This window comes from Pseudomonas sp. LBUM1660 (assembly GCF_059695935.1).
This window is the reverse complement of record NZ_CP166795.1, coordinates 2,183,200-2,201,719: the sequence shown is the minus strand read 5'-3', so window position 1 is coordinate 2,201,719 and position 18,520 is coordinate 2,183,200. Positions and strand designations below refer to the sequence as shown.

The following is an 18,520-nucleotide window of genomic DNA, read 5'->3' as shown; positions in this document are numbered from 1 at the left end:
GGAGTCCAGATGCCAGCTCTCTACGTGATGATCCCGGCCGCGCTGCTGATCGTGGCCATCGCTATCTATATCTTCTTCTGGGCGGTCGACAGCGGTCAGTACGACGACCTCGACGGCCCGGCCCACAGCATTCTGTTCGACGACCAGGACCCGAACCACAAAGCCGCGGTCGACGAAGCCAGCGGCCATCCGGCCAAACCGGACGACAAGGCGCCTCCGCATGCTTGAGTTGGCGCCACTGCTGGTGTCTGCGGTGATTCTCGGCCTGCTCGGCGGTGGGCATTGCCTGGGCATGTGCGGCGGCTTGATGGGTGCGCTGACCCTGGCGATTCCCAAAGAGCAGCGCAGCCGCCGTTTTCGCCTGTTGTTGGCGTACAACCTGGGGCGAATTCTCAGCTATGCAACAGCCGGCCTTCTGATTGGCCTGGCGGGTTGGGCCGTGGCCAACAGCCCGGCCGCCATGTTCATGCGTGTGATCGCCGGATTGTTGCTGATCGCCATGGGCCTGTACCTCGCCGGCTGGTGGAGCGGCCTGACCCGTATCGAGAGCCTCGGCCGCGGCCTGTGGCGGCATATCCAGCCAATTGCCAACAAACTGCTGCCAGTGTCGAGCCTGCCCCGCGCGTTGCTGCTGGGCGCGCTATGGGGCTGGTTGCCGTGCGGGCTGGTTTACAGCACGTTGCTGTGGGCGGCGAGCCAGGGCAATGCGCTGGACAGTGCATTGCTGATGCTCGCGTTCGGACTCGGCACCTGGCCGGTGCTGCTCGCCACCGGACTGGCGGCGGAGCGGGTCACGGCGTTGTTGCGCAAGCGCAGTGTGCGGATGACCGGTGGGTTGCTGGTGATGTTGTTCGGCATCTGGACCTTGCCCGGGCCGCATCAGCATTGGCTGATGGGTCATTAGATCGGCGGTGCGCCCTTCGCGGGCAAGCCTCGCTCCTACAAAGGGATGCCAACTCCTGTAGGAGCGAGGCTTGCCCGCGAAGAGGCCCTCATCAACAACACAAATCCTGACCGTTGATGCAAATCAAGATGCCCCGGCGTCGCACCCCATAGACTTGCGAACACTGCCAGCCTATCCGGGGGAATGCCCGCATGATGCTCGACGCCATTCGTTGGGACACCGATCTGATCCGCCGTTATGACTTGGCGGGTCCGCGCTATACCTCTTACCCGACCGCGGTGCAATTCGACGGACAGGTCGGCACGTTCGACCTGTTCCACGCCCTGCGCGACAGCCGTAAGGCCCTGCGCCCATTGTCGCTGTACGTGCACGTGCCGTTCTGCGCGAACATTTGCTACTACTGTGCCTGCAACAAAGTCATCACCAAGGACCGTGGCCGCGCCCTGCCCTACCTGCAACGCCTTGAGCAGGAAATCCAGCTGATCGCCTGCCACCTCGACCCGGCGCAAAAAGTCGAGCAACTGCACTTTGGCGGCGGCACCCCGACCTTTCTCAGCCACGACGAACTGCGCCAGTTGATGGCTCAGTTGCGCAAGCACTTCAACCTGCTGGACGACGATTCCGGCGACTACGGTATCGAGATCGACCCTCGCGAAGCCGACTGGTCAACCATGGGTCTGCTCCGTGAACTGGGTTTCAACCGGGTCAGCATTGGCCTGCAAGACCTCGACCCGACGGTGCAACGGGCGGTCAATCGCCTGCAAAGTCTTGAAGAAACCCGCGCCGTGATCGACGCCGCCCGGACCCTGCAATTTCGCTCGATCAACATCGACCTGATCTACGGCTTGCCGAAACAGACCCCGGAAAACTTCGCCCGCACGGTCGACGAAGTCATTGCGCTGCAACCGGATCGACTCTCGGTGTTCAACTACGCGCACCTGCCGGAACGCTTCATGCCGCAGCGGCGGATCAACAGCAACGAGCTGCCGACGCCGGCGCAGAAGCTGGAAATGCTCCAGCGTACCATCGAACAACTGACCGCTGCCGGTTACCGCTACATCGGCATGGACCACTTCGCCCTGCCCGACGATGAGCTGGCGATTGCCCAGGAAGAGTCGACCCTGCAACGAAACTTTCAGGGCTACACCACTCACGGTCATTGCGATTTGATTGGGCTGGGGGTGTCGGCCATCAGTCAGATCGGCGACCTCTACTGCCAGAACAACAGCGATCTGAATCAGTATCAGAACACGCTGGCCTCCGCCCAACTGGCCACTAGCCGTGGCCTGCTGTGCAACGCCGATGACCGCGTGCGGCGGGCGGTGATTCAGCAGTTGATCTGCACGTTCAGCCTGGAGTTCGCGGACATCGAACAGGCCTTCAACATCGATTTTCGCGGTTACTTCGGTGAACTGTGGCCGCAGCTATTGACCATGGCCGAGGACGGTTTGATCAGCCTCGATAACGAGCGGATCAGCGTACTGCCCGCCGGTCGCTTGCTGGTGCGCTCGGTGTGCATGGTGTTCGATGCCTATTTGCAACAGCACAATCACCAGCGGTTTTCGCGTGTGATCTAGTCATCCACTCACTTACTGGTTGGCGAAATGCTGGCTTTACGACCCTGCGGCAAAATCGCCGCGTGCCTGAATGTCCTCCCGTGAGTTACCCTTACGGCTTATGTGTGTTTTCCCACAAGGATTGAAGAAATGTCCGAGCCAGTAAAACTGCGCGCTCAAAGCCAGGTCCATTGCAAGGATTGCAGCCTGGCCCCCCTCTGCTTGCCACTTTCTTTGAATCTGGAAGACATGGAAGCGCTGGACGAAATCGTCAAACGGGGTCGCCCACTGAAAAAAGGCGAGTTCCTGTTCCGCCAGGGCGACACCTTCGATTCCGTTTATGCAGTACGCTCCGGCGCCCTCAAGACCTTCAACCTGAGCGATGGCGGTGAAGAACAGCTCACCGGCTTCCACTTGCCGAGCGAACTGGTCGGCCTGTCGGGCATGGACACTGAAAAGCACCCGGTCTCGGCGCAAGCCCTGGAAACCACGTCAGTGTGCGAAATCCCCTTCGAACGCCTCGACGAACTGGCCCTGCAACTGCCGCAACTGCGCCGTCAGTTGATGCGGGTGATGAGCCGCGAGATTCGTGACGACCAGCAAATGATGTTGCTGCTGTCGAAAAAAACCGCCGACGAGCGCATCGCCACGTTTCTGGTCAACCTCTCGGCACGCTTCCGCGCCCGGGGCTTCTCGGCCAACCAGTTCCGCCTGAGCATGTCGCGCAACGAAATCGGCAATTACCTGGGCTTGGCGGTGGAAACCGTGTCCCGGGTGTTCACGCGCTTCCAGCAAAACGAACTGATCGCCGCCGAGGGCAAGGAAATCCACATCCTCGACCCGATTCAGCTGTGCGCCCTGGCCGGTGGCTCGCTCGAAGGCTGATGGCAATAATTGCGGCCGAGCGAAACGGTTCAGCCGCCGTTATACTGCGACGTTTGCAGCCTGCCAGGACACCTCGACGATGCTCATCGAATCCTTCGACATCAAATCCCTGATCCGCCCCGTGATCGACTTCCCCAAGCCGGGCGTGATCTTTCGTGACATCACGCCTCTGTTCCAGTCGCCCAAGGCCCTGCGTCTGGTGATGGACAGCTTCGCCCACCGTTATGTCGAGGCGGACTTCACGCACATCGGCGCGATGGATGCGCGTGGTTTCCTGATCGGCTCGGTGCTGGCCTATCAGCTGAACAAGCCGCTGGTGCTGTTCCGCAAGCAAGGAAAACTGCCGGCCGACGTGTTGGCCGAGGGTTATGCAACCGAATACGGCGAAGCCTTTCTCGAAGTGCACGCCGACAGTTTGTGCGAAGGCGACTCGGTGGTGATGTTTGATGATTTGATCGCCACTGGCGGTACGCTGATTGCGGCGGCGAACCTGATTCGGCGCATGGGCGCGCGGGTTCATGAAGCGGCGGCGATTATTGATCTGCCGGAGCTGGGTGGGTCGCAGCGGCTGGAAGAGATGGGGATTCCTACGTTCTGCCTGACGCAGTTTTCGTTGAGCGAGAAGTAAGGCGGCGTTCGCACGGACGACTTCGCGGGCAAGCCTCGCTCCTACAAGATCAGAGTCGTGTCGGAAATTCGGCTTCGACCGAAAACCGTAGGAGCGAGGCTTGCCCGCGAAGGCGCAAGCCGACACATCGCAAAATTCAAAGCCCCATCTGCTTACTGATGATCTCGTTCATCACTTCGCGCGTCCCGCCGCCAATCGACAGAATCCGGTTATCCCGATACAACCGCTCCACCAGGCTCTCGCGCATGTAACCGAGGCCACCGAGGATCTGCACCGCATCCGTGGTAATCCGGTCAGCCGTGTCGGTCGCGAAGTTCTTGGCCATGGAAATCTCCTTGATCACGCTCTGCCCCGCCGCCATCTTCGCCGCCTGACGGTAAGTGAACTCCCGTGACACCTCCAGGGCCGTGGCCATTTCCGCGAGGCGGTGCTTGAGCACCTGGAACTTGCCAATGGGTTTGCCAAAGGCTTCGCGCTGACGCGCCCACTTCAGGCTTTCCTCCAACGCCAGCTGCGCCGTCATGTTGGCCATCAGCGCCAAGGCCAGGCGCTCGCTCTGGAAGTTGCCCATGATGCAGGCGAACCCCATGTTCTCGGCGCCAATCAGATTTCCCACAGGCACCCGGCAATCATCGAAGAACAATTCGGCAGTGTCCGACGCCCACCAGCCCATTTTCTTCAACTGACGGCCGACGGTGAAACCGGGTGTGCCTTTTTCGAACAGCAGCAGACTGATGCCACCGAAACCCGGCTCGCCGGTGCGTACCGCCACGGTATAGAAATCCGCGCGCACGCCACTGGTGATAAAAGTTTTGCTGCCGCTGACCCGGTAAAAGTCGCCGTCACGCACAGCGCGGGTTTGCAGGTTGGCCACATCGGAGCCGCCGCTGGGTTCGGTGACAGCCAGCGCGCTGATCTTCTCGCCGGCCAGCACTTGCGGCACGACACGATCACGGATTTCGGGCCGGGCCCACTTGAGAATCGGTGGCAGCCCGATGTCCAGAGAACCGAGGCCGGCCACCAGGCCACCAGAGCCACAGCGCATCAACTCTTCGCTGGCGGCGACCTTGGCGAACAGATCGCCTTCGTGACTGCCGCCCAGGGATTCGGGATAGCCGATCCCCAGGATTCCCGCCGCACCGGCCTTGAGATAGAGCTCGCGGGGAAAGCTTTCAGCTTCTTCCCACTGATCAATGTCTGGAAGGATCTCACGCTCGACGAAACGTCTGACGCTGTCGCGGACCAATTGGTGGCTGGGATCGAAGTATTCCTGAAAGGCAGGCATCGGCGAACTCCACTGAAGGTTCAGCGAAGTTAACCGAGCGCTTGCTTTGTTTTCAACAGGATTGTTGTGAATCAGATGGACCGAGTTGCGCCCTTCGCGGGCAAGCCTCGCTCCTACAGGGTCAACGGTCCTTCTGTAGGAGCGAGGCTTGCCCGCGAAGGCGTCAGATCAAACACCAAAAGACTCAAAGAGCGATCGGCTTACGCCCCGCAAACGAATGCGCCAACGTCCCGCCGTCGACCAGTTCCAGCTCGCCACCCAACGGCACACCGTGGGCGATACGCGAGGCAATCAGACCTTTATTGCTCAACAACTGCGCAATGTAATGCGCCGTCGCCTCACCTTCCACGGTCGGATTGGTGGCCAGGATGACTTCGGTAAAGGTGCCGGCCCCTTCAATCCGCGCCAACAGCTGTGGAATGCCAATGGCCTCAGGTCCCAGGCCGTCGAGCGGCGAAAGATGGCCCTTGAGCACAAAGTAGCGACCCCGGAACCCGGTCTGCTCCACGGCGTAGACGTCCATCGGACCTTCCACCACGCAGAGCAAGGTGTCGTCACGGCGCGTATCGGCACATTGCGGGCAGAGGTCATCTTCGGTCAGCGTGCGACATAACCGGCAATGGCCCACCCCTTCCATGGCCTGGCTCAATGCCGACGCCAGTCGCGAACCACCGCTGCGATCACGCTCAAGCAGTTGCAGCGCCATGCGCTGGGCGGTTTTCTGACCGACACCCGGCAAAATTCGCAGGGCATCGATCAGTTGGCGAATCAAAGGGCTGAAGCTCATGGGGGAACGTCCGACAAATCAACGAGACGCGGTTTATACCCGCGCCTCTGTATAGCGTCAATTACTCAGTCCCGGGCGACCCGCACCACCAGTTTGCCGAAGTTGCGTCCTTCGAGCAGACCGATGAAGGCCTCAGGCGCATTCTCGAGGCCATCGACCACGTCTTCGCGGAACTTGACCTTGCCGTCACGCACCCACGGCGCCATGGCACTGACGAACTCCGGCTGACGATCACCGTAGTCGTCGAACACGATAAAGCCCTGGATTCTTACGCGCTTGGTCAGCAATGTGCGTTGCAATTGCGGCAGGCGATCCGGGCCGGTCGGCGCTTCGTGGGCGTTGTAGGAAGCGATGAGGCCGCACAATGGAATCCGCGCCTTGGCATTGAGCAGCGGCACCACCGCGTCGAACACCTTGCCGCCGACGTTCTCGTAGTAAATATCGATACCCTCGGGGCACGCCTGGGCCAGTTCATCGGCGAAATTCGGGCTCTTGTGGTCGACGCAAGCGTCGAACCCCAATTCTTCCACCACGTAACGGCATTTTTCCGCACCGCCCGCCACGCCCACCACGCGCAGGCCTTTGATCTTCGCCACCTGGCCGACCACCGAACCCACCGCGCCCGAGGCGGCCGCGACCACCAGGGTTTCGCCGGCCTTGGGCTGACCGATGTCCATCAGGCCCATGTACGCGGTCATGCCCGGCATGCCCAGCACACCCAGGGCCATGGACGGGGACGGCAAACCGCTCGGCACCGGAATGATGTTGCGACCGTCGCTGATGCTGTGGCTCTGCCAGCCGGTGGCGCCCACCACCAGATCGCCTTCATGGAATTTCGGATTCAGCGAGCGCTCGACGCGGCTGACAGCGCCACCGGTCATCACCTCGCCGATTTCCACCGGTGCGGCGTAGGACGGCCCGTCACTCATGCGGCCGCGCATGTAGGGGTCCAGCGAGAGGTATTGAGTCTTGAGCAGGACCTGGCCGTCGGCAAGTTCCGGCAGTGCTTCCCGTTCCAGGCGGAAATTCTCCGGTGTCGGCGCGCCTACGGGGCGGGACGCCAGGACGATACGTTGGTTGAGGGTCAATGCGTCTGGCATGTGAGCGTCTCCTGTGATCGATGAATTCGGCGGTATAGGGGAGCAGACCTTTGTGATGGTGTGGCGTTCTATGTTTCTGCCTTTCATTGTGGCGAGGGAGCTTGCTCCCGCTGGACTGCGCAGCGCTCCCCTTCTTTTCAGCTAAAGAGCGGGGCCGCTTCGCGCCCCAGCGGGAGCAAGCTCCCTCGCCACAGGGATTAACCTCGCCTGGCAGAAACAAAAATGCCAGGCGCGATGCCTGGCATTTTTTTGTAGCTCATCCGACGCGCTTTGGCGAATCAGAACGGCAGTTTCATACCCGGTGGCAATTGCATGCCAGCGGTCATGTTGCCCATTTTGTCCTGGCTGTTGGCTTCGATCTTGCGCACGGCGTCGTTGACGGCGGCGGCGAACACGGCTTCCAGCATCTCTTTGTCGTCTTCGCTCAGGCCTTCAACCAGGCTCGGGTCGATGGTCACGCGCTTGACGTCGTGACGACCGGTCATCACCACGGTGACCATATCGCCGCCGGCTTTACCGGTGACTTCAGCGTTGGCCAGTTCTTCCTGCATCTTGGCCATTTTTTCTTGCATCTGCTGTGCCTGCTTCATCAGGCCGGCCATGCCACCTTTCATCATGGGAATCACCTCAAAGTACTTGGATTTAAACAGCGCCCGGCCCTTGTGGCCAAACGCCTTCAGTTATTAGCCCTGACTGACCAGGGCTTCGACAGGTTCAATAGTATCGTTGCGGACCACCGCACCGAACTGCTGCATCATTTGCTGGATGAACGGATCACCATGGATCGACTCTTCCGCCTCGCGCTGACGGTTCGCACGACGACGGGAAGCGGCCTGGGCCGGGGTTTCCTGCTCCGGCTTGATCAGCTCCATGCTCAGGGTCAGCGTGCGCCCGTGAAACTGGTTCAACGCATCGTTGAGACGCCGTTGCTGGGTCGCGTTGAACAAGGCGCTGTGGGCCGGATCCAGGTGCATCAGCCAGTGGTCGCCATCGACGGCGATAAGGGTGCAGTTGGCGGCGATGCTGCCGGTCATGCCGGAGATCGGCAGTTTCGGGAACAAGTCCAGCCATTGCAGGGCCAGACCGGTGGCGGGCATGGCGGCCGGCTCAGGCTCGGGTTCCGGCGCTGGCTCGGCAGCGTGTTCACTGGCCAGTTCATCGAGGTAGCTGTAGGCAGAATCGATGTCCGGCTCGATGTAGTCTTCGTCCAGCGGCGGCTCGTCATCCAGGTCCACACCCGGTGTCGCGGCATCGACGTCGGCCACCGACGGTTCCGGGATTGGCGCAGCGGCCCACTCCGGTGCGTCCGGCACCACGCTGTCAGGCGTCGGCAACGGCATGGGCGGCAGATCAGGTTGTTCGCTGGTGGTTTCCAGGACCGGCTCGACGGCGGGTTGCTGGACGGGTTCAGGCTCGACCGGGTCATTCCACGGCAAGTCGACCGCCGCCTCGACCGCGACCGGCTCAACCACAGGCTCGGCCACCACAACGGGGGCAACCGGTTCAGGCGCTGGAGCAGGAACCGCCGCAGCGACGGGTTCAGGCGCGGGTGCAACGGGTGCAACTGCCGCAGCGACTATCGGCGCCGCAACCGGCGCGGCAGCCACTGAATTTGCGGAATCAACTGTGGCCTGGCTGATCCCCACTGGCTTTAGCGGTTGCCTCGGGGCGTCGGCCGTGTCCGCCGGTCGGAACGCGAGCATTCGCAGCAAGACCATTTCGAAGCCACCACGCGGGTCCGGCGCCAGCGGCAAGTCGCGGCGGCCGATCAGGCCCATCTGGTAATAGAACTGCACGTCTTCGGCCGGCAAGGCCTGAGCCAGCGCCAGCACCCGATCGCGGTCGCCATGACCGTTGTCGACGCCTTCAGGCAACGCCTGGGCTATGGCGACACGGTGCAGCACGTTGAGAATTTCCGAGAGCACGCCGTTCCAGTCCGGGCCTTGTTCCGCCAGATGGCGGACACCTTCGAGCAAGGCCTTGGCGTCGCCTTCGATCAGCGCATGCAGAACGTCGTAGACCTGACCATGATCGAGCGTGCCCAGCATGGCCCGCACGTCGGCAGCCATGACCTTGCCTTCACCGAAGGCGATGGCCTGGTCGGTCAGGCTCATGGCGTCACGCATCGAGCCGTCGGCGGCGCGACCCAGCAGCCACAGTGCGTCGTCTTCGAACGGCACGTTCTCGACGCCCAGCACATGGGTCAAATGCTCGACCACACGCTCCGGGGTCATGTTCTTGAGGGAGAACTGCAGGCACCGCGACAGAATGGTTGCAGGAAGCTTCTGCGGGTCGGTCGTCGCCAGGATGAACTTGACGTAGGGCGGCGGCTCTTCAAGGGTTTTCAACAGCGCATTGAAGGAATGGCTGGAGAGCATGTGCACTTCGTCGATCAGGTAGACCTTGAAGCGGCCACGGCTCGGCGCGTATTGCACGTTATCGAGCAGCTCGCGGGTGTCCTCGACCTTGGTCCGGCTCGCGGCGTCGATCTCGATCAGGTCGACAAAGCGGCCCTCATCGATTTCGCGGCATACCGAGCACTCGCCGCAGGGCGTCGAAGTGATACCTGTTTCACAGTTCAGGCATTTGGCGATGATCCGCGCGATGGTGGTCTTGCCGACCCCGCGCGTACCGGTGAACAGGTACGCGTGGTGCAGCCGCTGGCTGTCCAAGGCATTGATCAGAGCCTTGAGCACATGGGCCTGGCCGACCATTTCGCGGAACGAGCGCGGACGCCATTTACGTGCAAGAACCTGATAACTCATCGAAAACCGTCGCAACGAAGGAACAGAAGCGGCTAATGCTAGCGGAGCAAGGCCAAAATTGCATCCGGTGCGCTCGTCTAATCTGGCTAAGATGCACTTTGGGGGGCTTTTATCGGCTCAGGTTTATGACGTACCGGAGCGTTTATGCGTTTTGCCTTGGGGGCACTGCTGTGGATAAGTCTGAGCGTCGCCGCCGCCGAAGCGCCGCTGCGTTTTGTAGTGCCCGACAGTTGGGCGATGCCGATGGTGCAACTGGAACGCGGGCGTGTAACCCAAGGGATCCTGTATGACGTGATGCTCAGCCTCGCGACCCAGGTTGGCGTGCCGGTCGAATTTCAAGTGCTGCCCCGAGCACGGGTGCAAAACGCCATGGAGCACGGCGAGGTCGATGTCCGCTGCTATGCCGCGCAATCCTGGCAGCCGAATCAGTCCGGCGACTACATCTGGAGCATTCCCCTCTGGTTTCAGCGCGACCTGCTGATCAGCCGGCAAGATTCGCAGCCCTCGGTGGTGCCTGCCAACTTGCCGCGACAAGCCATCGGCACCGTGCTCGGCTATTCCTACCCAACGTTGCAACCGCTGTTCGATGCCGACCGACTGCTGCGCGAAGACGCGCGCAACCAGGAACAGGTGCTGGAAAAACTCCACGCCGGGCGCTATCGCTACGCCGTGAGCAATCAATGGACACTGGACTGGTTCAATCAGCGCCTGTTACCCGACAAGCAACTCAAAGGCGTGGCGGTGCTGCAGGAGCAGAGCGTCGGCTGCTACGTGCGCAACGATCCCAAGGTGCCGGTGCAACGCATTCTGCGCACGTTGGTGCGGATGAAAATGTCGGGGGAGATTGATGACATTATCCGGCTCTATATTGGTGGAGAACCCAGAGCCAATCCATAACCTGTGGGAGTGAGCCTGCTCACGATAGCGGTATGTCAGTCACCATCAATGTTGAATGTCAGACCGCCATCGCGAGCAGGCTCACTCCCACAGGGGAACCGGTGTGGATTTCCGGACTTCAGCCAACCTGATCCAGCGCTTGCCATTGCGGCGGCGCGACAAACCCCGCGACCCAACCCGGCACGTCGGCGGGTGGCATCGGCCGGGCAATGAAATAGCCTTGAGCCACTTCACACCCCAATCGCAACAGCAACTCACCGTGCTCGATACTCTGCACCCCTTCAGCAATCACCTGCCGGCCAAACGCCCGGGCCAGGCCGATCACCGCCGTGGTCAGCGCCAGGTCGTCGTGATCATCCAGAATGTCGCGCGCAAATGATTTATCGATCTTGATGGTCTGGGTGCGCAAATGCTTGAGGTCGCTCAGCGATGAATGACCGGTGCCGAAGTCACCCAGTGAAAACTGCACCCCCAGCGCCTGACAGGCCCGCAAACAGGCGCTGACGTGCTGGATATTTTCGATCGCCACCGACTCGACGATTTCCAGGTCGAGCATCTGAGGCGCAACGTCGGCATGCCGGTCGAGCACCTGCCTGAGCCGGTCGACGAAATCCGCGCGTTGAAAATGCCGGGCCGCGACATTAATGCTGATCGGCCAGCCCTTCCCTGCCTGCTGCCAGCGGCGCAATTGCGTCAGCACCTGATCCATCACCCATTCACCGATGTCGACGATCAGGTCCGTCTCTTCCACAAACGGCAGAAACTCCCGGGCCAGCACCATGCCGTTTTGCGGATGTTCCCAGCGCAACAGCGCCTCGAAACCGACCACCACACCAAGGCGCATGTTGACCTTGGGCTGGAAATGCAAACACAGCTCATCGGCGGCCAGCGCCTGGCGCACGCGCTCGACCGTCTGGTGAGTGGCCTTGACCTCCTGATCCCTGGACACGTCGAACAGATGGAATCGGTTGCGCCCGCGCTGCTTGGCCACATACATCGCCTGATCGGCGTGACGCAACAGGGTTTCAGCATCTTCATGGTCGAGGGGAAACAGCGTGACGCCGATGCTGGCGAACACATTGATGCCCTTGCCGTGCAACGTATACGGCGCCGAAATCGCCCCCAGCACCCGGTTCAGCGCCGCACGCAATTCCGGCAGATCCCGCACGTAACGCAACACCAGCACGAACTCGTCGCCGGCCAACCGCGCCACGACATCTTCGCCACGCACGATGTGGCGCAAGCGCTTGGCCACTTCCACCAGCAATTGATCGCCACTGGCGTGGCCGTATCCATCGTTGACCGCCTTGAACCCGTCAAGGTCGAGCATGCAGACGGCGAGCGGGATGTTTTCCTGCCGGGAGAACTCCAGCGCCTGGTCCAGCAGATCCGAGAGGAACGCACGATTGGGCAGCCCGGTCAGCACGTCGTGCCCGACCCGCCATTGCAGGGAATGCAACAACTGGCGTTTTTCGCTGATGTCGAAACGAATCGACAGGTATCGATCGACCCGCCCGGTGGCGTCATTGAGCACCGGCACCATGGTGCTTTCGACCCAGTACAGACTGCCGTCCTTGGCGCGATTGCAGATATCGCCTTTCCAGACGTTGCCCAGCGCGATGGTGCGCCACATGCCGGCGAAGAAGTCAGCGGTGTGCACGCCGGAGTTGAGGAGACGGTGGTTCTGCCCCAGCAACTCGTCGCGGCTATAACCGGACACGGCGCAGAACTGATCATTGACGTGGGTGATCCGGCCGCTCAGGTCAGTCTCGGAAAAAATGGCGGCGGCATCCACGGCCCTGCGGTATTTCTCATCCATGAATCAGGCTCGCTGTCGCTAGCGGTGGGACTGCGCAAACACGTTTTCACTCCATGACCCGCATTTGATGACCGCGCAGAACCGAAGATCGGCTAGTCTCAAAAACCTCGTGCAAGGCTGGCAAAGGAGCGCAATGCTGGCGGTTTCGCATCGCCCATTTTCGGGAAACAGGTCACCAATCACCCCTTATTGGCGGCGATTCTACGAAACGCATCACATTTTGCAAAGCAAGGTGATGGATCATGCAGTTGCCTAATGCAAAAATCTATCGTTAAGTTCTTGATTCTAAATGGGAATTGAGCGATGCAAATTTCAAGTTTGGGTCCAGCCATCCGACGCTACCGCAAGGTCGCGGGGCTTACTCAGGCTGAACTCGGCGAAAAAACCGGTTTTGACCCCAAAACCATCAGCCGCTTTGAAACCGGAACCTATACCCCCAGCGTCGAAGCCTTGTTCCTGCTTGCCGACGTGCTGGACGTAAAGCTGAAAGCCTTTTTCGCAGATCTCGGCGATGAAGATGAACAGCGGGCGTATCTGTTCGGTGTCATCCACAAAGCCACCCCGAAGGATCTGGGAAAGCTGATCGCAGCGGTTGACCAGGCCTTGTCCAAGCCTTAGTGGCGGAAATGAAAAAAGGAAGCCGACGTGTCTGATACGACACATCGGCCTCCTTTTTTACGTTCATTCTGCAAATCGGAAACGAAAAAATACCGCCTGGAGCCAGCGCCATGGCAGCACACACAAAATAAGTATTTTCAGACAGAAAACGCGATAGAGAACTCGCGGTGCGTTATGGAGGCAACCCCACCAGCCACACCCCGGCACACAATGTTCCCGCTGTGGCTGCTCCCTTCCAGGTCTGACCAGGTTCACGGGTAATCGTTGCGGGGGGACCGATGGGGTCACCATAACGACGCTCACCTGACGGCGAGCCGCGCCATTGTACCTATCTGAGACGAAGTTACAACCGTTCGAGGGGATTAAAAAATATGTGCTGGTTCAAGGACATGCAAAATCTGCAGAACACCGCAGTCACGTAGCAGCTGTCGAGCCTGCGAGGCTCGACAGCTGCTACGGATGAACGGAGTCGGCTAGAGGTCTTGCAGCACTTCATCCGCCCTGCCGCCCTCTTGCTGGATCACCAGGTGGATAAAATGCAGTTTGGCGATGACCGCTGGTGGCAGCACGAACGGATAGAAATCCGGCTGCCCCATGCTGCGCGACAGCTCGTTGAGCATGCCGGCCAGTTCGATCCACGCGTTGACGAACGACAGGAACGCCGCACCGCCGGGATGCTGCGGATCGTAGAGCGTGTCGAGCGGGAATGGCTGGTAGTCGAAATCCATCTCGCGAGCGCTCATGCCAAACCCCAGCGCCGTGTCCACCGCGTCCATCATGTGCAGGTAATGCGCCCAGGTTTCCGCCCAGTCTTCCCACGGATGCATGGTGGCGTAGGCGCTGACACACTGTTGCTGCCAGTCGAGCGGTGCGCCTTGCTGGTAATGGCGCTCGAGGGCGTCGGCGTAGCTGACACGCTCGTCACCGAACAGCCCGCGAAATGGTTCCAGCCAGTGACTGTTGGCGATCAGTCGATCCCAGTAGTAATGACCGACCTCATGCCGAAAATGCCCGAGCAGCGTGCGATAAGGCTCGTGCATTTGCACCCGGACCTTTTCGCGGTGGGCGTCGTCGGCTTCCTTGATATCGAGGGTGATCAGGCCGTTGGCATGCCCCGTGGTCGGCGGCTTGCCTTCAAGGTCGACACCAATGAAATCGAAGGCCAGGCCGGTCTGTTCGTCGACGCTTTTGGGAATCACCTGCAACCCCAGGCTGATCAACTGCGCGACCAAGCGACGCTTGGCGGTTTCGACCTGGCGCCAGCGTTCGTGGTTTTCGGCAATCGACAGGTCAGGGATGGTGCGATTCAGGCTACAGGCGATGCACAGCGCATCGTGGTCATTGGCCGGCAGCAGCCAATTACACGCGGCCGGGGAATCGAGGTTGGCGCAGCGCCGGAACAGACCGGCCTCAGGGTCGACGTCGAGGGACCAGGTGTCGACCTGAACACCCGGTTGCAGCGAGGACAAGCGGCTCTGCTCCGGCTGATAGCCCAACGCTGCCGAACAGGCCAGGCACTGGCTGTTGCGAAAGAACAGCGACTGCCCGCAGCGGCACTGCCAGACCTTGCTGTTGCGCGAACTTTCACCGATGAAGGGCGCAGCAATGCGTGAGCTGAGCTGTTCGAAGAAGCGGTACATGACGATCTCTCCCTGGGGCTTGCCAAGACTAGATCATTGCTGCGCGAAGATCGTTCCGTTTCCTGTGGCGAGGGAGCTTGCTCCCGCTGGACTGCGAAGCGGTCCCCCTAACCTAAGTCTTGGCGACTGCTGCACAGTCGAACGGGAGCAAGCCCCCTCGCCACAGGTCCAGCGTCAGACAGAGATGCCGTGTTTTTTCAGAAAATCGACAAACGCCTCTTCATCGAGCACCTTCAGTCCCAACTCATTAGCCTTGGTCAACTTCGAACCGGCACCCGGCCCAGCCACCACGCAATGGGTCTTGGCCGACACCGACCCCGCCACCTTGGCGCCGAGGCTTTCGAGTTTGTCCTTGGCGATGTCGCGACTCATCAATTCCAGCGAACCGGTCAGCACCCAGGTCTGGCCCGCCAGCGGCAGGCCTTCGACGACTTTTTTCTCGCTCTGCCAGTGCATGCCGAAATCGCGCAGCTGCTGTTCAGCCGCCTCAGCAACCTGGCGATTTTCTGCAACCGCAAAAAACTCTCGAACTGAATTGGCCTGCTTCTCCGGCAGTGCCTGGCGCATGTCCAGCCAGTCAGCACCGAACACCCCTTCCAGCGAACCAAACTTGTCCGCCAGCTTCTGCGCCCCGCCCGGCCCGACCGAAGGAATGTGCAGCTTGTCGAGGAAACCACCCAACGTCGTGCTGGCAGCAAACTCAGCACCCAACTCGCCCTGATCCTGAATCTGCAGACCGTGCTTGAGCAGCTGCGAAATGACCTGCTGGTTATGCGCATCTTCGAAGAAGCTGTGAATCTCGTGAGCCACTTCCAGACCAACATCCGGCAAGTACGTGAGCACTTGCGGCAACGCCTGCTGAACCCGCTCCAACGAGCCGAGAGAGCGCGCCAGGACCTTGGCCGTCTCTTCGCCGACATCAGGAATCCCGAGGGCATAGATGAACCGTGCCAGGCTCGGTGTCTTGCTGTCCTTGATCGCGGCGAGCAGTTTGTTGCTCGACAGCTCGGCAAAGCCCTCCAGATCGACAATGTCATCGAACTTCAAGGCATACAGATCGGCTGGAGAACTCACCAAACCTTCATCCACCAATTGTTCAACGCTCTTGTCGCCCAGGCCTTCAATGTCCATGGCACGACGGGAGACGAAGTGAATGATCGCCTGCTTGAGTTGCGCACCGCAGGCCAGACGACCGACGCAGCGGTAGACCGCGCCTTCGCTGACGGTCTCGCGACCCTTGCTGCGCTTGACCAATTGCGTGCGCTCGACATGTGAGCCGCAGACCGGGCACTGCTGCGGAATCTGCACTGGACGCGCGTCGTCCGGGCGACGCTCCATGACCACTTGCACCACTTGCGGAATCACATCGCCCGCGCGGCGAATGATCACGGTATCGCCGATCATCAGGCCCAGGCGCGCCACTTCGTCCATGTTGTGCAACGTCGCATTGGCCACGGTGACCCCGGCGACCTTTACCGGTTTCAAGCGTGCCACAGGCGTCACGGCGCCGGTGCGGCCGACCTGGAATTCCACGTCGAGCAGTTCGGTGAGTTCCTCCATGGCCGGGAATTTGTGGGCAATCGCCCAGCGCGGCTCGCGAGCGCGGAAACCCAGTTCACGCTGGGAGGCGATGCTGTTGACCTTGAACACCACGCCATCGATTTCATAGGCCAGCCCGTTGCGGCGCTCACCGATGTCGCGGTAGTAATCCAGGCATTCATCAATGCCGTGCGCCAGTTTCAGCTCGCGACTGATCGGCATGCCCCACGCCTGGAGCTGTTTGAGATTGCCAATGTGCGTGTCGGCAATGTCCGCCGAAATCTGGCCGATACCATAGCAGCAGAACTCCAGCGGACGGTTGGCGGTGATTTTCGAATCCAGCTGGCGCAAGCTGCCGGCCGCCGCGTTGCGCGGGTTGGCGAAGGTTTTGCCGCCGACCTCCAGCTGCGTGGCGTTCAGGCGCTCGAAACCGGCCTTGGACATGAACACTTCGCCGCGCACTTCCAGAGTCGCCGGCCAGCCTGTTCCCTGCAGTTTCAGCGGGATGTTGCGCACAGTGCGCACGTTGACGCTGATGTCTTCGCCGGTGGCGCCGTCGCCGCGTGTCGCGCCGCGCACCAATACACCGTCCTGATAAAGCAGGCTGACCGCCAGACCATCGAGCTTCGGTTCGCAGCTGTATTCCACCGCCGCGCCGGCACCAAACAAATCACCGGCCGGCAGGTCCAGGCCTTCCGTCACCCGGCGATCGAACTCGCGCATGTCGTTTTCTTCGAAGGCGTTGCCGAGGCTGAGCATCGGCACTTCGTGGCGCACCTGAGTGAACGCCGACAGCGCAGCGCTACCGACGCGCTGGGTTGGCGAGTCGCTGGTGATCAAGTCAGGATGAGCCGCTTCGAGGGCCTTGAGCTCGTGAAACAACCGATCGTATTCGACGTCCGGGATGCTCGGTTCGTCCAGCACGTGATAACGGTAGTTGTGCTGATCCAGCTCAGCGCGCAGCTCTAGAATGCGGGTTTTGGCGGCGGTCATGGGTGTTCTCTCATAAAGCAAAAGAGCAGCCGAGGCTGCTCAATCTGTAGATTTTTTTTGTAGGAGCCAGGCTTGCCGGCGAAGGCGTACTTGAAATCGCCTTCGCCGGCAAGCCTGGCTCCTACAGATCAACGCTTCTGGGTCAGGGCGCGGCGTTCGAACTCGACGATGCGCTGACGGTAATGCTCAATCGTCTGGGCAGTCAGCACGCTGCGCTGGTCGTCTTTCAGTTCGCCGTTCAGCTCCTGGGACAGTTTGCGCGCCGCGGCCACCATCACGTCGAAGGCTTGCTTCGGATGACGCGGGCCTGGCAGGCCGAGGAAGAAACTCACCGCCGGGGTGCTGAAGTGGTCGATGTCGTCCAGATCGAAGATGCCCGGCTTGACCGCATTGGCCATGGAGAACAGGACTTCACCGTTGCCGGCCATGCTTTCGTGACGGTGGAAAATATCCATCTCACCGAAACGCAGACCGCTTTCCAGAATGTTCTGCAACAGTGCCGGGCCTTTGAACCCGGCAGCGTCACGGCAGATCACGCTGATCACCAGCACTTCTTCAGCTTGCGGTTGTTCCTTGTCGCTGACCGACGGCGAAGCCTTGGTGTCATCCGGGAAATCGTCGTCACGGCTGCTGAAGCTCGGGCCGCCATCCAGATCCAGGCTGAGGTTCATGTCGCCTTGGGAAGGTTCGCCATGACCACGTTTGCCGCGCTTGGAACCCGACTCACGCGGCTCACGAGCAGGCATGCTCACCGACGGCAGATCGTGCTCGTCCAGTTGCGGTTCTTTATGCGTGTCCAGCACGCGGGGCGGGCCCAACAGCTCGGCGCTGGTGTCCTCGTCCGGCAGGTTGGACAAACTTCGGTCAAGACGGAATTTCAGTTTTCCCTTGCCGCCGCGCATGCGACGCCAGCCATCGAAAAGAATACCGGCAATGACAATAATGCCGATGACGATCAGCCACTCGCGCAGACCGATTTCCATGTAATCCCGTGCCTCTATAAAAAATGCTGAAAAATAAGGGGTTTACAACTCGCAAACCGCTTTAAAACGTGGCGCCAACTCTATGTTCTGACAGGCGTTTTGCCCACGTATACGAAAAATT

16 protein-coding genes and 1 other RNA gene are annotated in these 18,520 nt (G+C 60.6%); 7 read left to right on the top strand and 10 right to left on the bottom strand.

The genetic code is table 11. The features are described 5' to 3' along the window. Window positions 1–9 precede the first annotated feature (9 nt). The 5 genes from ccoS (at window position 10) to ACA068_RS10295 (ending at window position 3,973) form a co-directional block, all read left to right on the top strand. A complete protein-coding gene (ccoS, locus tag ACA068_RS10315; RefSeq protein ID WP_007905420.1) occupies window positions 10–228 on the top strand; it encodes a cbb3-type cytochrome oxidase assembly protein CcoS in 219 nt (72 codons plus the stop codon). Beyond that, a complete protein-coding gene (locus tag ACA068_RS10310; RefSeq protein WP_497309545.1) occupies window positions 221–904 on the top strand; it encodes a sulfite exporter TauE/SafE family protein in 684 nt (227 codons plus the stop codon). The genes ccoS and ACA068_RS10310 overlap by 8 nt, the downstream gene beginning before the upstream one ends. A gap of 194 nt (window positions 905–1,098) precedes the next feature. Continuing rightward, complete coding sequence (hemN, locus tag ACA068_RS10305; protein ID WP_497310563.1) at window positions 1,099–2,481, top strand: oxygen-independent coproporphyrinogen III oxidase; 1,383 nt, start codon at window positions 1,099–1,101, stop codon at window positions 2,479–2,481. A gap of 129 nt (window positions 2,482–2,610) precedes the next feature. Continuing rightward, the gene (gene fnr, locus ACA068_RS10300) at window positions 2,611–3,345 is read left to right on the top strand and encodes a fumarate/nitrate reduction transcriptional regulator Fnr (protein WP_403100636.1); all 735 of its coding nucleotides are present in this window, start codon (window positions 2,611–2,613) and stop codon (window positions 3,343–3,345) included. Window positions 3,346–3,424: 79 nt separating this feature from the next. Then, window positions 3,425–3,973: an adenine phosphoribosyltransferase gene (locus ACA068_RS10295; protein WP_497309543.1), complete on the top strand. Its 549-nt coding sequence runs from the start codon at window positions 3,425–3,427 to the stop codon at window positions 3,971–3,973. A 136-nt stretch (window positions 3,974–4,109) separates the two neighbouring features. Here ACA068_RS10295 and ACA068_RS10290 read toward each other — a convergent pair whose 3' ends face one another. From ACA068_RS10290 to dnaX, 5 genes are all read right to left on the bottom strand, one after another. Continuing rightward, on the bottom strand, window positions 4,110–5,258 hold the full coding sequence (locus ACA068_RS10290; protein ID WP_497309541.1) for an acyl-CoA dehydrogenase family protein: 1,149 nt from the start codon (window positions 5,256–5,258) through the stop codon (window positions 4,110–4,112). A 184-nt stretch (window positions 5,259–5,442) separates the two neighbouring features. Continuing rightward, window positions 5,443–6,045, bottom strand: a complete 603-nt coding sequence (gene recR, locus ACA068_RS10285; protein ID WP_497309540.1) for a recombination mediator RecR — start codon at window positions 6,043–6,045, stop codon at window positions 5,443–5,445. Between the two features lie 65 nt (window positions 6,046–6,110). Then, complete coding sequence (curA, locus tag ACA068_RS10280; RefSeq protein ID WP_497309538.1) at window positions 6,111–7,145, bottom strand: NADPH-dependent curcumin/dihydrocurcumin reductase; 1,035 nt, start codon at window positions 7,143–7,145, stop codon at window positions 6,111–6,113. Window positions 7,146–7,423: 278 nt separating this feature from the next. Beyond that, window positions 7,424–7,762, bottom strand: coding sequence for a YbaB/EbfC family nucleoid-associated protein (locus ACA068_RS10275; protein ID WP_109628912.1), 339 nt, complete (start codon window positions 7,760–7,762; stop codon window positions 7,424–7,426). Between the two features lie 66 nt (window positions 7,763–7,828). Next, window positions 7,829–9,910: a DNA polymerase III subunit gamma/tau gene (dnaX, locus tag ACA068_RS10270; RefSeq protein WP_497309536.1), complete on the bottom strand. Its 2,082-nt coding sequence runs from the start codon at window positions 9,908–9,910 to the stop codon at window positions 7,829–7,831. A gap of 144 nt (window positions 9,911–10,054) precedes the next feature. Here dnaX and ACA068_RS10265 point away from each other — a divergent pair, with 144 nt between their 5' ends. After that, window positions 10,055–10,807: a substrate-binding periplasmic protein gene (locus ACA068_RS10265; RefSeq protein ID WP_497309534.1), complete on the top strand. Its 753-nt coding sequence runs from the start codon at window positions 10,055–10,057 to the stop codon at window positions 10,805–10,807. Window positions 10,808–10,925: 118 nt separating this feature from the next. On the opposite strand, the gene ACA068_RS10260 is transcribed toward ACA068_RS10265, so the two are convergent. Next, the gene (locus tag ACA068_RS10260) at window positions 10,926–12,626 is read right to left on the bottom strand and encodes a putative bifunctional diguanylate cyclase/phosphodiesterase (protein WP_497309533.1); all 1,701 of its coding nucleotides are present in this window, start codon (window positions 12,624–12,626) and stop codon (window positions 10,926–10,928) included. 303 nt (window positions 12,627–12,929) lie between these two features. On the opposite strand from ACA068_RS10260, the gene ACA068_RS10255 reads away from it, so the two are divergent. After that, window positions 12,930–13,244 (top strand): helix-turn-helix domain-containing protein, encoded by a 315-nt coding sequence (locus ACA068_RS10255; RefSeq protein ID WP_094471480.1) that lies wholly within the window; start codon window positions 12,930–12,932, stop codon window positions 13,242–13,244. Between the two features lie 184 nt (window positions 13,245–13,428). Here ACA068_RS10255 and ffs read toward each other — a convergent pair. The 4 genes from ffs to zipA form a co-directional block, all read right to left on the bottom strand. Further along, window positions 13,429–13,525: signal recognition particle sRNA small type (gene ffs / locus ACA068_RS10250), an RNA gene on the bottom strand. Window positions 13,526–13,717: 192 nt separating this feature from the next. Continuing rightward, on the bottom strand, window positions 13,718–14,884 hold the full coding sequence (locus ACA068_RS10245) for a zinc-binding metallopeptidase family protein (protein WP_497309531.1): 1,167 nt from the start codon (window positions 14,882–14,884) through the stop codon (window positions 13,718–13,720). 174 nt (window positions 14,885–15,058) lie between these two features. Then, window positions 15,059–17,416, bottom strand: a complete 2,358-nt coding sequence (gene ligA / locus ACA068_RS10240; RefSeq protein WP_497309529.1) for an NAD-dependent DNA ligase LigA — start codon at window positions 17,414–17,416, stop codon at window positions 15,059–15,061. A 128-nt stretch (window positions 17,417–17,544) separates the two neighbouring features. Continuing rightward, on the bottom strand, window positions 17,545–18,399 hold the full coding sequence (gene zipA, locus ACA068_RS10235) for a cell division protein ZipA (protein ID WP_017337515.1): 855 nt from the start codon (window positions 18,397–18,399) through the stop codon (window positions 17,545–17,547). Window positions 18,400–18,520: the final 121 nt, after the last annotated feature.

Excerpts from the sequence above, each read along its gene's own strand:
- ccoS (WP_007905420.1), top strand. The coding sequence starts at position 10 with ATGCCAGCTCTCTACGTGATGATCCCGGCCGCGCTGCTGATCGTGGCC.
- ACA068_RS10310 (WP_497309545.1), top strand. The coding sequence starts at position 221 with ATGCTTGAGTTGGCGCCACTGCTGGTGTCTGCGGTGATTCTCGGCCTG.
- hemN (WP_497310563.1), top strand. The coding sequence starts at position 1,099 with ATGCTCGACGCCATTCGTTGGGACACCGATCTGATCCGCCGTTATGAC.
- fnr (WP_403100636.1), top strand. The coding sequence starts at position 2,611 with ATGTCCGAGCCAGTAAAACTGCGCGCTCAAAGCCAGGTCCATTGCAAG.
- ACA068_RS10295 (WP_497309543.1), top strand. The coding sequence starts at position 3,425 with ATGCTCATCGAATCCTTCGACATCAAATCCCTGATCCGCCCCGTGATC.
- ACA068_RS10290 (WP_497309541.1), bottom strand. The coding sequence starts at position 5,258 with ATGCCTGCCTTTCAGGAATACTTCGATCCCAGCCACCAATTGGTCCGC.
- recR (WP_497309540.1), bottom strand. The coding sequence starts at position 6,045 with ATGAGCTTCAGCCCTTTGATTCGCCAACTGATCGATGCCCTGCGAATT.
- curA (WP_497309538.1), bottom strand. The coding sequence starts at position 7,145 with ATGCCAGACGCATTGACCCTCAACCAACGTATCGTCCTGGCGTCCCGC.
- ACA068_RS10275 (WP_109628912.1), bottom strand. The coding sequence starts at position 7,762 with ATGATGAAAGGTGGCATGGCCGGCCTGATGAAGCAGGCACAGCAGATG.
- dnaX (WP_497309536.1), bottom strand. The coding sequence starts at position 9,910 with ATGAGTTATCAGGTTCTTGCACGTAAATGGCGTCCGCGCTCGTTCCGC.
- ACA068_RS10265 (WP_497309534.1), top strand. The coding sequence starts at position 10,055 with ATGCGTTTTGCCTTGGGGGCACTGCTGTGGATAAGTCTGAGCGTCGCC.
- ACA068_RS10260 (WP_497309533.1), bottom strand. The coding sequence starts at position 12,626 with ATGGATGAGAAATACCGCAGGGCCGTGGATGCCGCCGCCATTTTTTCC.
- ACA068_RS10255 (WP_094471480.1), top strand. The coding sequence starts at position 12,930 with ATGCAAATTTCAAGTTTGGGTCCAGCCATCCGACGCTACCGCAAGGTC.
- ACA068_RS10245 (WP_497309531.1), bottom strand. The coding sequence starts at position 14,884 with ATGTACCGCTTCTTCGAACAGCTCAGCTCACGCATTGCTGCGCCCTTC.
- ligA (WP_497309529.1), bottom strand. The coding sequence starts at position 17,416 with ATGACCGCCGCCAAAACCCGCATTCTAGAGCTGCGCGCTGAGCTGGAT.
- zipA (WP_017337515.1), bottom strand. The coding sequence starts at position 18,399 with ATGGAAATCGGTCTGCGCGAGTGGCTGATCGTCATCGGCATTATTGTC.